Annotated in this window: 12 protein-coding genes; 9 read left to right on the top strand and 3 right to left on the bottom strand. The window is 67.5% G+C overall.

The window, feature by feature from the left end:
- Positions 1–11: 11 nt before the first annotated feature.
- The 6 genes from atpA (at position 12) to RAB70_RS00505 (ending at position 6,898) form a co-directional block, all read left to right on the top strand.
- Complete coding sequence (atpA, locus tag RAB70_RS00530; protein WP_026143773.1) at positions 12–1,559, top strand: F0F1 ATP synthase subunit alpha; 1,548 nt, start codon at positions 12–14, stop codon at positions 1,557–1,559.
- 116 nt (positions 1,560–1,675) lie between these two features.
- Complete coding sequence (gene atpG, locus RAB70_RS00525; protein ID WP_017910294.1) at positions 1,676–2,539, top strand: F0F1 ATP synthase subunit gamma; 864 nt, start codon at positions 1,676–1,678, stop codon at positions 2,537–2,539.
- A gap of 122 nt (positions 2,540–2,661) precedes the next feature.
- A complete protein-coding gene (atpD, locus tag RAB70_RS00520; protein WP_017910295.1) occupies positions 2,662–4,068 on the top strand; it encodes a F0F1 ATP synthase subunit beta in 1,407 nt (468 codons plus the stop codon).
- 175 nt (positions 4,069–4,243) lie between these two features.
- Complete coding sequence (locus RAB70_RS00515; protein ID WP_019796279.1) at positions 4,244–4,666, top strand: F0F1 ATP synthase subunit epsilon; 423 nt, start codon at positions 4,244–4,246, stop codon at positions 4,664–4,666.
- Positions 4,667–5,084: 418 nt separating this feature from the next.
- Positions 5,085–5,630 (top strand): chorismate mutase, encoded by a 546-nt coding sequence (locus tag RAB70_RS00510; protein ID WP_148828041.1) that lies wholly within the window; start codon positions 5,085–5,087, stop codon positions 5,628–5,630.
- Positions 5,631–5,953: 323 nt separating this feature from the next.
- Positions 5,954–6,898: an IS481 family transposase gene (locus RAB70_RS00505; RefSeq protein WP_265529716.1), complete on the top strand. Its 945-nt coding sequence runs from the start codon at positions 5,954–5,956 to the stop codon at positions 6,896–6,898.
- Here the strand turns inward: RAB70_RS00505 and RAB70_RS00500 are convergent.
- Positions 6,895–7,278 (bottom strand): GtrA family protein, encoded by a 384-nt coding sequence (locus RAB70_RS00500; protein WP_170268087.1) that lies wholly within the window; start codon positions 7,276–7,278, stop codon positions 6,895–6,897. The two genes, RAB70_RS00505 and RAB70_RS00500, sit on opposite strands and share 4 nt — an antisense overlap.
- A gap of 140 nt (positions 7,279–7,418) precedes the next feature.
- Here RAB70_RS00500 and glmU point away from each other — a divergent pair, with 140 nt between their 5' ends.
- The 3 genes from glmU (at position 7,419) to RAB70_RS00485 (ending at position 9,726) form a co-directional block, all read left to right on the top strand.
- A complete protein-coding gene (gene glmU / locus RAB70_RS00495) occupies positions 7,419–8,786 on the top strand; it encodes a bifunctional UDP-N-acetylglucosamine diphosphorylase/glucosamine-1-phosphate N-acetyltransferase GlmU (RefSeq protein ID WP_148829590.1) in 1,368 nt (455 codons plus the stop codon).
- A 3-nt stretch (positions 8,787–8,789) separates the two neighbouring features.
- On the top strand, positions 8,790–9,311 hold the full coding sequence (locus RAB70_RS00490; RefSeq protein WP_148829591.1) for a GNAT family N-acetyltransferase: 522 nt from the start codon (positions 8,790–8,792) through the stop codon (positions 9,309–9,311).
- A 100-nt stretch (positions 9,312–9,411) separates the two neighbouring features.
- Positions 9,412–9,726, top strand: a complete 315-nt coding sequence (locus tag RAB70_RS00485) for a hypothetical protein (protein ID WP_225851691.1) — start codon at positions 9,412–9,414, stop codon at positions 9,724–9,726.
- Positions 9,727–9,909: 183 nt separating this feature from the next.
- Here the strand turns inward: RAB70_RS00485 and RAB70_RS00480 are convergent, their stop codons facing one another.
- Together RAB70_RS00480 and RAB70_RS00475 are read right to left on the bottom strand one after the other, a co-directional pair.
- The gene (locus tag RAB70_RS00480) at positions 9,910–11,265 is read right to left on the bottom strand and encodes a PAS domain-containing sensor histidine kinase (protein ID WP_017916671.1); all 1,356 of its coding nucleotides are present in this window, start codon (positions 11,263–11,265) and stop codon (positions 9,910–9,912) included.
- The gene (locus tag RAB70_RS00475; protein ID WP_148829592.1) at positions 11,262–12,599 is read right to left on the bottom strand and encodes a sigma-54 dependent transcriptional regulator; all 1,338 of its coding nucleotides are present in this window, start codon (positions 12,597–12,599) and stop codon (positions 11,262–11,264) included. Before RAB70_RS00475 ends, RAB70_RS00480 begins: the two co-directional genes overlap by 4 nt.
- Between the last annotated feature and the right edge of the window lie 69 nt (positions 12,600–12,668).

The raw sequence follows: 12,668 nt of genomic DNA, 5'->3' as shown, positions 1-12,668 counted from the left end.
AGGAAACCAAGATGGCAACCACGCTCAACCCCTCCGAAATCAGCGAACTGATCAAGAACCGCATCGAGCAGGTCAAGCTGGCCGCGGAGTCGCGCAACGAAGGCACGGTCACCAGCGTGTCCGACGGCATCGTGCGCATCTTCGGCCTGGCCGACGTGATGCAGGGCGAAATGATCGAACTGCCGAACGACACCTACGCCCTGGCGCTGAACCTGGAGCGCGACTCGGTCGGCGCCGTGGTGCTCGGCGACTACGAGAACCTGCGCGAAGGCGACGTGGCCAAGACCACCGGCCGCATCCTGGAAGTGCCGGTCGGCAAGGAACTGCTGGGCCGCGTGGTCAACGCGCTGGGCGAGCCGATCGACGGCAAGGGCCCGCTGGGCACCAGCCAGACCGCGCCGGTGGAGCGCGTGGCGCCGGGCGTGATCTGGCGCAAGTCGGTCGACCAGCCGGTGCAGACCGGCTACAAGTCGGTCGACGCCATGATCCCGATCGGCCGCGGCCAGCGCGAGCTGGTCATCGGCGACCGCCAGACCGGCAAGACCGCGCTGGCTATCGACGCGGTGATCAACCAGAAGAACACCGGCATCAAGTGCGTGTACGTGGCGATCGGGCAGAAGGCCTCGACCGTCGCCAACATCGTGCGCAAGCTGGAAGAGAACGGTGCGCTGGCGCACACCATCGTGGTCGCCGCGACCGCCTCCGAATCGGCGGCGATGCAGTACATCAGCGCCTACGCCGGCTGCACCATGGGCGAGTACTTCATGGACCGCGGCGAAGACGCGCTGATCGTGTACGACGATCTGTCCAAGCAGGCCGTGGCCTACCGCCAGATCTCGCTGCTGCTGAAGCGCCCGCCGGGCCGCGAAGCCTACCCGGGCGACGTGTTCTACCTGCACAGCCGCCTGCTGGAGCGCGCCGCGCGCGTGTCCGAGGAGTACGTGGAGCAGTTCACCAAGGGCGAGGTCAAGGGCAAGACCGGTTCGCTGACCGCGCTGCCGATCATCGAGACCCAGGCCGGCGACGTGTCCGCGTTCGTGCCGACCAACGTGATCTCGATCACCGACGGCCAGATCTTCCTGGAAACCGACCTGTTCAACGCCGGCATCCGCCCGGCGGTGAACGCCGGTATCTCGGTCTCGCGCGTCGGCGGCGCCGCGCAGACCAAGATCATCAAGAAGCTCTCCGGCGGCATCCGTATCTCGCTGGCGCAGTACCGCGAGCTGGCGGCGTTCGCGCAGTTCGCCTCGGACCTGGACGAAGCCACCCGCAAGCAGCTCGAGCGCGGCCAGCGCGTCACCGAGCTGATGAAGCAGAAGCAGTACATGCCGATGTCCATCGCCAACCAGGCGCTGTCGATCTACGCCGTCAACGAGGGCTACCTCGACGACGTGCCGGTCAACAAGCTGCTGGCGTTCGAAGAGGGCCTGCACGCCCACTTCGCCAACACCCAGGGCGAGCTGATCGCCAAGGTCAACGACACCGGCGACTGGAACGGCGACATCGAGGCCGCGTTCAAGAAGGGCATCGGCGAGTTCAAGACCACGGGCAGCTGGTAAATCAGTTGCCGGGAATCGGGATTAGAGAATAGGGAATCGTAGGAGCGGGATCCGGGCTTGCCCATTCCCGATTCTCCATTCCCCATTCCCACGAAGCGAGCAAAGCGAGCGAGAGCATGGCAGGCGGACGCGAAATCAAATCCAAGATCAAGAGCGTGCAGAACACCCGCAAGGTGACGCGCGCGCTCGAGATGGTCTCGGCCTCCAAGATCCGCAAGGCGCAGGATCGGATGAAGACCTCGCGTCCGTACGCGCAGGCGATGAAGCAGGTGATCGGGCATCTGGCGCAGGCCAGCACCGATTACACGCATCCGTTCCTGGTGCAGCGCGAGTCGGTCAAGCGCGTCGGCTACATCGTGATCTCCTCCGATCGCGGCCTGGCCGGCGGCCTGAACAACAACCTGTTCCGCAAGATGCTGGGCGAAGTGCGCCAGTGGCAGGACCAGGGCGCGGGCGTGGACGTGGTCACCATCGGCCAGAAGGCCTCGGTGTTCTTCCGCCGGATCAAGGTGGACATGGTCGGCAGCGTCAGCCACCTCGGCGACCTGCCGCAGTTGGAGCAGTTGATCGGCGTGATCAAGGTGATGCTGGACGCGTTCACCGAAGGCAAGCTGGACCGCGTGTATCTGGTCTACAACCGCTTCGTCAACACGATGACGCAGAAGGCCAGCTTCGACCAGCTGCTGCCGCTGCCGGCGGCCGAGAGCCAGGTCGCGCACCACGACTGGGACTACCTGTACGAACCCGATGCCGCGAGCGTGCTCGAGCACGTGATGACGCGCTACATCGAGTCGCTGGTGTACCAGGCGGTGCTGGAGAACGTGGCGTCCGAGCATGCGGCGCGCATGGTCGCGATGAAGGCGGCCAGCGACAACGCCAGCAAGCTGATCAGCACCTTGCAGTTGGTCTACAACAAGGCGCGTCAGGCTGCGATCACCCAGGAAATTTCCGAAATCGTCGGCGGCGCAGCCGCTGTGTAGCCGGGAATGGGGAATGGAGAAACGGGAATGGTCGAAGCAGCAGCGCTTGATCTTCCCATTCCCGATTCCCCGTTCCCCATTCCCGACACCAGATTCGCATAGACATTAGTGGAGTTATCCAAATGAGTCAGGGCAAGATCGTTCAGATCATCGGCGCGGTCGTCGACGTCGAATTCGCGCGTGCCGATGTGCCGAAGGTGTACGACGCACTGAAGGTCGACGGCACCGCCATCACGCTGGAAGTGCAGCAGCAGTTGGGCGACGGCGTCGTGCGTACGATCGCCCTCGGCTCCACCGACGGCCTCAAGCGCAACCTGGTCGCCACCAACACCGGCCGTGCGATCTCGGTGCCGGTGGGCGCCGGCACGCTGGGCCGCATCATGGACGTGCTGGGTCGTCCGATCGACGAGGCCGGCGACGTGCAGGCCACCGACCATTGGGAAATCCACCGCGCGGCGCCGACCTACGAAGACCAGTCCTCGGCCACCGAGCTGCTGGAGACCGGCATCAAGGTCATCGACCTGATGTGCCCGTTCGCCAAGGGCGGCAAGGTCGGCCTGTTCGGCGGCGCCGGCGTCGGCAAGACCGTCAACATGATGGAACTGATCAACAACATCGCCAAGGCGCACTCGGGTCTGTCCGTGTTCGCCGGCGTGGGCGAGCGTACCCGCGAGGGCAACGACTTCTACCATGAGATGAAGGACTCCAACGTCCTGGACAAGGTGGCGATGGTGTACGGCCAGATGAACGAGCCGCCGGGCAACCGTCTGCGCGTCGCGCTGACCGGCCTGACCATGGCCGAGTACTTCCGCGACGAGAAGGACGCCTCGGGCAAGGGCAAGGACGTGCTGCTGTTCGTCGACAACATCTACCGCTACACCCTGGCCGGTACCGAAGTGTCGGCGCTGCTGGGCCGCATGCCGTCGGCGGTGGGCTACCAGCCGACCCTGGCCGAGGAAATGGGCGTGCTGCAGGAGCGCATCACCTCGACCAAGTCCGGCTCGATCACCTCGATCCAGGCCGTGTACGTGCCCGCGGACGACCTGACCGACCCGTCGCCGGCGACCACCTTCGCCCACCTCGACGCCACCGTCGTGCTGTCGCGTAACATCGCCTCGCTGGGTATCTATCCGGCGGTGGATCCGCTCGATTCGACCAGCCGCCAGCTGGACCCGAACGTGATCGGCCACGAGCACTACGACACCGCCCGCCGCGTGCAGTCCACCTTGCAGAAGTACAAGGAACTGAAGGACATCATCGCGATCCTGGGCATGGACGAACTGTCCGAAGAGGACAAGCAGGCCGTGTCGCGCGCGCGCAAGATCGAGCGCTTCTTCAGCCAGCCGTTCCACGTGGCCGAAGTGTTCACCGGCTCGCCGGGCAAGTACGTGTCGCTGAAGGACACCATCCGCGGCTTCAAGGCCATCGTCGACGGCGAGTACGACCACCTGCCGGAGCAGGCCTTCTACATGGTCGGCGGCATCGAGGAAGCGGTCGAGAAGGCCAAGAAGATGGCCGAGAAGGCCTGATCTGGACGCCGGCCGCAGGCGGCCGGCATCCGGGAATGGGGAATCGGGAATCGAGAATCGTCAAGGCGGGACAACTGGAATCTGATGCATCGCGTAATGGTCGAGAAACGGTACACCCGCTTCTCCCCATTCCCGATTCCCGATTCCCGATTCCCGCCTCACCCAGTGAGGCACCATGAGCACCATCCGTTGCGACATCGTCAGCGCCGAGCATGAGATCTACCACGGCGACGCCACCCTGGTGGTCGCGACCGGCGAGCTGGGCGAGCTGGGCATCGCGCCCAAGCACGCGCCGTTGATCACCCGGCTCAAGCCCGGCAAGGTGGTGGTGACCACCCCGAGCGGCGAGCAGCTGGATTTCGCCATTTCCGGCGGCATCCTCGAGGTACAGCCGCAGGTGGTGACGATCCTGGCCGACACCGCGATCCGCGCGCAGGACATCGACGAGGCGTCGGTGCGCAAGGCCAAGGAAGAAGCCGAGCGCCTGCTCGCCAACCGCGGCGAAGGCATGGACGTGGCCGAGGCACAGGCCAAGCTGGCCGAGGTCACCGCGCAGTTGCAGGCGCTGGAGCGCCTGCGCAAGAACCTCAAGCACTGAGTTCACCGCCCCGCGGCCTGATGGCCGCATGCGACGACGACGACGCCGGCGTTTTTTGCCGGCGTTGTCGTGTCTGGGAGATGGGGGTCTCCTTCGCACGCCACCTTTGCGTGCATGTGGGGGATCACCTCGCGGATCCGGCTTGCCGCACTCTGTGACGCGCAGGCGCATTGGATCGCCGCGAAGATCGCATTCCTGCGGCGCAGCCCGAGATCGAGCTGGACTGCGACGCAGCGCACGGCGCTGGCTTGCTGGTCGCTGACTCGGCCGCGCTGGCATGCGACAAGACGCGGGTGCGGTCATCGTGCGGTCGGTGGACTGCGGCAAGATGGCTGCCCGATCCGCGGTTCATCCCCCACCCGCAGACGGTTACCGGAGAACCGAGATGAGCCTGTCCGCTGCCGTTCCTCGTCCCTGCATGCATGCGCTGACCGCCGTGCTGGCCGGCGCCCTGTTGATGGGATGCGCGCTGCCCGCACGCAGCGCCACCCCACTGGAGCCGCTGCTGGATCGCATCGTCGAGCGCAACGCGATCGGCGACCAGGTGGCGCTGAGCAAGTGGGACAGCGGCAAGCCGGTGCTGGATGCCACGCGCGAGGCCGCGGTGCTGGCGAGCGTGCGCGATCAGGCGCCGGCCCACGGCGTGGATCCGGACGATGCGGCGCGTTTCTTCGGCATGCAGATCGAATCCAACAAACTGGTGCAGTACGAATTGCTGTCGCGTTGGCACCTGCGCGGCCGCGCGCCCAACAGCCCGCGCCCGGACCTGACCGCACTGCGCGCGCGCCTGGACCAGCTGCAGGGCGAGATGCTGGACGCGTTGCAGGCCAGCGCCACGCTGCGCCAGGCCCCGGATTGCCCGGCCACCACCGCACGCGCGGCCGAGGCCTATGCGCTGCGCTGGCAGCTCGACCAACTGCACCGCACCGCGCTGGTGCGCAGCCTGGGTGATTTCTGCCATTGAGTCGTCGGTAGCGGGGCCGATGGCGCGTTGCCTGCGCCCAACGGGGCGCTGAAGCCGATTTGGCGCTCTGCAGGCCCGATCCGCGCTGGCCGTCTAGGCTTCGCTCGTCGCGACTGAAGTCGCTCCCACAGGGATGCTCCCGGCATACGTCAGGTCTTTTGTGGGAGGGGCTTCAGCCCCGACAGCCGGCGCCGAGCGCGCGCAGCGGTGTCGCCTGCCTGCCGTGCTCGCCAGCGCTAGCTGTGATCTCTCAGTAGGTTGTTCATCCGGGGCATCTCTGGAAGATGGGGGTTACCAAGCCAACCCAGCCCCAGGAGCCCCGGATGAACCTGCATAAACATGCCCGTTTGAGCCCTCGCGGTCGAGCCCTGCTGGTGGATCGCATCCTTGTTCATGGGCTGCGCGTGGAAGAAGCGGCGCATGCGGCCGGTGTGAGCGTCCGAACGGCCTACAAATGGCTCAAGCGCTTCAAGGAAGAGGGGGCGCAAGGGCTGAGCGACCGCACCTCCCGGCCTCACGACTGCCCCCATGCCACGCCTCGGGGCGTGGTGGATCAGGTCATCGCGCTGCGCCGTTCACGCCACACGTATCGGCAGATCGCCGAGCAGCTGCCTGTGGCGCCGAGCACCATCGCCCGGTTGCTGCGCCGCGCCGGCCTGCACCGGCTGGCCGAGCTGGAACCGGCGCTGCCGGACAATCGCTATGAATACGCCCAACCCGGCCAACTGCTGCATCTGGACATCAAGAAGCTGGCCCGTTTCCGCCAGCCCGGCCACCGCGTGACCGATGATCGGACGGTCACCTCCCGTGGCATTGGCTGGGAGTACGTCCACCTAGCCATCGACGATCACTCGCGCGTGGCCTTCGGCACCATCGAGCCCGATGAGCGCGGTTTCAGTGCCTGCAGGGCCCTGATGCAGGCGGTTCGCTACTACCGCAGCCTGGGCGTGCGCTTGGAGCGCGTGTTGACCGACAACGGCGCCTGCTACAAATCACGCCGCTTTCGACGCCTTGTCCGACGGCTCGGCCTGCGCCATCTGCGAACCCGACCCTACACGCCACGCACCAATGGCAAGGCCGAGCGGCTGGTGCAGACCAGCCTGCGAGAATGGGCTTATGCGCGCTCCTATATCGACTCCACGCAACGCGCCAACGCCTTCTCGGGCTGGCTGCATCATTACAACTGGCATCGACCACACGCCAGCCTCGGCTACAAACCGCCCATCTCCCGAATTCCACTGAACAACGTGGTGGGTTTACACAGCTAGCGATACACCAACTGCCGGCCCAGGAAGAACGACACCACCGCCAGCATGCCTTCGACCAGCGGCTTGGCCAGCCAGGCCAGGCGCAGGCCCAGGGCGTGGGCGCACAGCGCCACCAGCCAGGTGCTGAGTGCGGTGAGCACGAGCCACATGGCCATGAAGCGGCCGAAGCGGCGCCAGCCCAGGCGTGCGGCGTCGTTGCTGGCGAAGGTGATGCGGCCGTTGAGCCAGAACCCGAGCAGGGCGCCACAGACGCGGCCCAGCACGTTGCCCGGCACGGTGGGCATGCCGGCCGCGGTGGCGGCGACGAACACGCTCCAGTCGACCAGCAATTGCAGCAGGCCGATCAGCAGGAACTGGCTGCCCTGGCGCAGGAGACCCATGAACATCCGCAGGATAAGACGATCGCGCATGCTAGCGCCTGCGGCGCCGATGTGCAGCCCGGCGCGTGTGGCGCGGTCGTGACGGCAGACGTGGCCGGCAGCCTCTAGAATTCGTCGTCCACCCGTAACGGAACCGCCCCATGAGCCTGCCCCTGCACGTCGTGATCCTCGCCGCTGGCGCGGGCAAGCGGATGAAATCGGTCAAGCCCAAGGTGCTGCAGCCGATCGCTGGCCGACCGATGCTGGCGCATGTGATCGAGACCGCGCGCCAACTGCAGCCGGACGCGATCCACATCGTCCATGGCCACGGCGGCGAGGCGGTGCTGGCGGCGTTCGCCGACCAGCCGGACCTGCTGTGGGCCGAGCAGGCGCAACAGCTGGGCACCGGCCACGCGGTGCAGCAGGCGATGGCGGCCGTGCCCGACGCGGCCACGGTGCTGGTGCTGTACGGCGACGTGCCGCTGATCCGCGCCGAGACCCTGACCCGCCTGCTGCATGCGCCCGGTCGCGTCGCGGTGCTGGTGGCCGAGCCGGAGGATCCCACCGGCTACGGCCGCATCGTGCGCGATGCCGCCGGCAAGGTCGCGGCGATCGTCGAGCAGAAGGACGCCGACGACGAGCAGCGGCGCATCCGCACCATCAACACCGGCATCGTCACCGCCGAGTCCACCGCGCTGAAGCGCTGGCTGGTGCAGTTGCGCAACGACAACGCGCAGGGCGAGTACTACCTGACCGACGTGTTCGCCGCCGCCGCCGCCGAGTTCACCCCGGCCGAGATGGTGCTGGTGGCCGACCCGATCGAGGCCGAGGGCGCCAACGATCCGTGGCAGCTGGCGCAACTGGAACGTGCCTGGCAGTTGCGCGCGGCGCGTGCGCTGTGCGAGCAGGGCGTGCAACTGATCGACCCGAACCGCCTGGACCAGCGCGGCCGCGTGCGCGCCGGCCACGACGTGCGCATCGACGCCAACGTGATCCTGGAAGGCGAGGTGGAACTGGGCGACGGCGTCAGCATCGGCCCGTTCGTGCGCTTGAAGGACGTGGTGCTGGGGCCGGGCACCGAGGTGCGTGCGCACTGCGACCTGGAAGGCGTGGTCGCCGAGGGCGCGGTGCAGATCGGCCCGTTCGCGCGGCTGCGCCCGGGCACGGTACTGGCCGATGGCGTGCACATCGGCAACTTCGTCGAGACCAAGAAGGCGGTGCTCGGCGTCGGCAGCAAAGCCAATCACCTGACCTACCTGGGCGATGCCACCATCGGCAGCGGGGTCAACATCGGCGCCGGCGTCATCACCTGCAACTACGACGGCGTCAACAAGTCGCAGACGGTGATCGGCGATGGCGTGTTCGTCGGCTCCAACAGCGCGCTGGTGGCGCCGCTGGAGATCGGCGACGGCGCCACCATCGGTGCCGGCTCGGTGATCACCCGCAGCGCGCCGGCCGGCAAGCTGAGCGTGGCACGCGTACGCCAGGAAACCGTCGAAGGCTGGAAACGCCCGGGCAAGCGCGACTGAGGCATGGCCGGGCGCATCCGTCTGGCGCGCGCGCAGGAGTTGGCGCGATTGCCGGAGATCGAGCGGCGCGCCAGCGCCCTGCTGCAAGGGCATCCGGCGCAGGCCGTGTTCGCGACGCACGGACTGGATGCGGAGGCGCTGCGCGCCGGACTGACGCGCGAGCAGTTATGGGTCGCGTTGGACGAGGACGAACGTTGCGTCGGCTATCTGCTCGGCGGGCGCCTGGACGACGGCTTCCACGTGCAACAGATGGACGTGGATCCCGATGCCGGGCGCCGCGGCCACGGCCGTGCCCTGCTGCGGCATGCGCGCGCCGCCGCGGCAGCTGCTGGTTTTCAATGCATGCTGCTGACCACCTTGCGCGACGTGCCGTGGAATGCGCCGTTCTACGCCAGCGAGGGCTTCGTCGAGATGCCGCCTGCGCAGTGGGGCCCGCAGTTGCGCGCGACCTGGCGACAGGAAGCCGCGCTCGGTTTCCCGATGCACCTGCGGGTGGCGATGCGTTGTCCGCTGCCGTCGCGCTGAGCCTCGCGGCCGGGTCGTCGATGCTGCCAGGGTAGCGCTGATACTGTATACAGATGGAAGCGCGGCAATGATGCCGCGACGGTCCAATCCAGGGGGGATCATGAAGCGATTTGTCGTGGCGTCAGTGCTGACGCTGCTGAGTTTTCAGGCGCCGGCGTTTGAGCGCGTGCATGCAAAGGTCAGCAAGTTATATTCGGAATCCAATCGATTCACCCTCGTCGTCGCCGATAGCGACATTCCGCAGCAATGCGGCGGTGTGTTCTATGAGGTCTACCGCGACGAAGCGACGCCCCACTTCAAGGAACTGTATTCGCTCGCCCTGGCTGCGTTCACCAGCAAGGCCAATGTCGAGATCGTAGTCAAGGGCTGCGCCGACGTCGATCGCGCCGTGATCGACCACATGGCGATCTACTGAGCCACTGCGCCCGACGTGTCCTGGGTGCGCGCCGCTGAACCGCAGCGCTTTTGCTTGAGCGGAACGTAGCGCGACGGTCACGGCTTGGCTAGGTGCGCTCATGCTCTTCGGGTCCCGGGTCCCGGGTCCCGGGTCCCGGCGCTCAATCCCCAATCCCGAATCCCCAATCCCGGCCCCAAAAAATCAGCCCCGCTCCCCCTGTGGCAACTGCACCGTCACGCACAGCCCGCCTTCGTCGCGGTTGTGCAGCGACAGGCGGCCGCCGTGGGCTTCGACGATCTCGCGGGTCAGGGCCAGGCCCAGGCCGGTGCCGTTGCGCTTGGTCGAGTAGAACGGCATCAACGCGTTGTGCAGCACCGCCTCATTCATGCCGCTGCCGCGGTCCAGCACTTCCAGGCGCAGCCAGTCCGGGCGGGTAGACACGCGCACGCGCACGCCATCGGCCGGCGTCTGCCCCTCGGGCAGGGATTCGTGGGCGTTCTTGACCAGGTTGAGCAGGGCCTGCTGCAGTTGCGCCGGATCGACCCGGCTGTGCAGGTCCGGCGATTCCAGGTCCAGCGCGAACGGAATCTGCTGCTGCAGCCCGGCCAGGAATTGCGCCCAGTGCACCGTCTGCAGTTGCGGCTGCGGCAGCTTGGCGAAGCGCGCGTAGCCGCGGATGAAGCCTTCCAGGTGCCGCGCGCGCTCCTCGATGGTGCCGAACACCTCTTCCAGCCGCTCCACCTTCTGTCGTCGTACCAGCTCGGCGCCGGAGTGCGCCAGCGAGGCGATCGGCGCGAGCGAGTTGTTGAGCTCGTGGCTGATCACCCGGATCACCTTCTTCCAGGTGTGCACTTCCTGGCGGCGCAGTTCGGCGGTGAGCAGGCGGATCAACAGCAGTTCGTGCGGGCGGCCGTTGAGATGGAAGCGGCGCTGCGACAGGTGGTAGATCTGCTCCTCCTCCGGGTCCTCGTCGCTGCCTTCGATGGCGAACAGGCTGTCGCCACCACGCGAGATCGCTTCGCGCAGCGGCGCCGGCACACCCAGCAGCAGGTCGTCCAGGCGCTGTCCTTCCAGCTTCCAGCCGCTGTGCAGCAGCTTGCGCGCAGCCAGGTTGGAGAACACCACGCGGCGCAGGCCGTCGCCGCCCTTGGAGGTGAGCAGCATCGCCACCGGGGTGTTCTGCACCATGGTGTCGAGCATCAGCTCGCGCTGCGCCAGGCCCTGGCGCTGTTCGCGCAGGATCTCGCCCAGTTGCGCGTGCGCGGCGACCATCTCGCCCAGTTCGTCGTCGCCGCGCCAGTGCACGCCGAAGTTGTATTCGCCGTCGCGGTAGCTGCTGACGGTGCCGGCCAGGGCGCGGAACAGCGAGCGCATCGGCGCGGTGGCGCGGCGCAGCGTCCACCACATCAACAGCAGCAGGGCCAGCGCCGAGGCGGTCACCACTTCCCAGCCGCGGTCCATCCAGTAGGCCAGCAGCCACGGCAGGGCGGCGGCCAGCGCCAGCACCGGCAGCAGGCGCAGGAACAGCATGACGGTGAAGGAGCGGCGCAGTTTCATTCGCGCGGGATGCCGTAGCGGTCCATGCGCCGGTACAGCGCCTGCCGGCTCATGCCCAGTTCGGCGGCGGCCTGGGCGATGACGCCGTGCGCACGGCTCAGCTCGGCCACGATGCGCTCGCGGTCGGGTTCGGCGGCGGCGGCCGCGCGCGGCGCGGCGGGCTTGGGCAGGTTGAGGTCGGCGGACTCGATCTGCGCACCGCCGGCCAGCAGTTCGGCGCGCTGCACCACGTTGCGCAGTTCGCGCACGTTGCCGGGCCAGGCGTGGCGCTGCAGCGCCTGGCAGGCGCCGGCCGACAGCGGCTTGTCGCCGGAGAGGAAGTGTTCGGCCAGCGGCACGATGTCGCCGGGGCGCTCGGCCAGCGCCGGCAGCGACAGTTCCACCGCGTTGAGCCGGTAGTACAGGTCCTCGCGGAAGCTGCCGTCGCGGATCATCGCGGTCAGGTCGGCATTGGTGGCGCTGATCACCCGCACCTTGACCTGCCGCTCGCGGTTGGAGCCGAGCCGCTCGAACCGGCCGGTCTCCAGCACCCGCAGCAGCTTCATCTGCCCGGCCAGCGACAGGTTGCCGATCTCGTCCAGGAACAGGGTGCCGCCGTCGGCGGCCTCGAACTTGCCCTCGCGCACCTTGTTGGCGCCGGTGTAGGCGCCGGCCTCGGCGCCGAACAGTTCGGCCTCGATCAGTTCGGCCGGGATCGCGCCGCAATTGAGCGCCACGAACGGGCCGCGCCGTACCGAGGAGTTGGCCTGGATGATCTGCGCGATCTTCTCCTTGCCGCTGCCGTTGGGGCCGGTGATCAGCACCGGCAGTTCCGAGCGCGCCACCTGGCAGGCCAGCGCGATCGCGCGCTCGCTGGCGGGATCGGCGAACACCGCGCCGCACAGGTCGTAGCGCTGCGCCAATTGCTGGCGATGGCGGCGCTCGCCGTCGCGGCGGCGTTCCAGTTCGCGTCGTGTCTCAGACAGCTCCAGCAGGTTGTTGACCGTGGTCAGCAGCTTGCGGTCGTCCCAGGGCTTGGCCAGGTAGTCGGCGGCGCCGGCCTTGACCAGTTCCACCGCGCTGCTGAGCTGGGTCCAGGCGGTCAGCAGGATCACCGGCAGATCCGGATGGCGCGTGCGGATCGCCTCGAACAGGGCCACGCCTTCCTCGCCGGAGGTGGTGTCGGCGGTGAAGTTCATGTCCTGCAGGACCAGGTCGATGTCGCCCTCGCCCAGGCGCTGCAGGCCGGCCTGCGGGCTGTCGGCATGGACGGTGTCGATGTCGTGCAGGGAAAACAGCACTTCCAGCGCGGTGGCGACCGCAGGGTTGTCGTCGATGATCAGCAGGCAGGGCATCGTGCACCTTGGGCGCGGCGGGACACGCCGGCGGAGAAAAACGGACCAGGCGGCATCATCGCAGCCCGC

The organism is Xanthomonas sontii (genome assembly GCF_040529055.1).
Taxonomy (GTDB): domain Bacteria; phylum Pseudomonadota; class Gammaproteobacteria; order Xanthomonadales; family Xanthomonadaceae; genus Xanthomonas_A; species Xanthomonas_A sontii.
The sequence above is the reverse complement of the archived record's forward strand: the minus strand, read 5'-3'. Positions and strand labels throughout refer to the sequence as shown.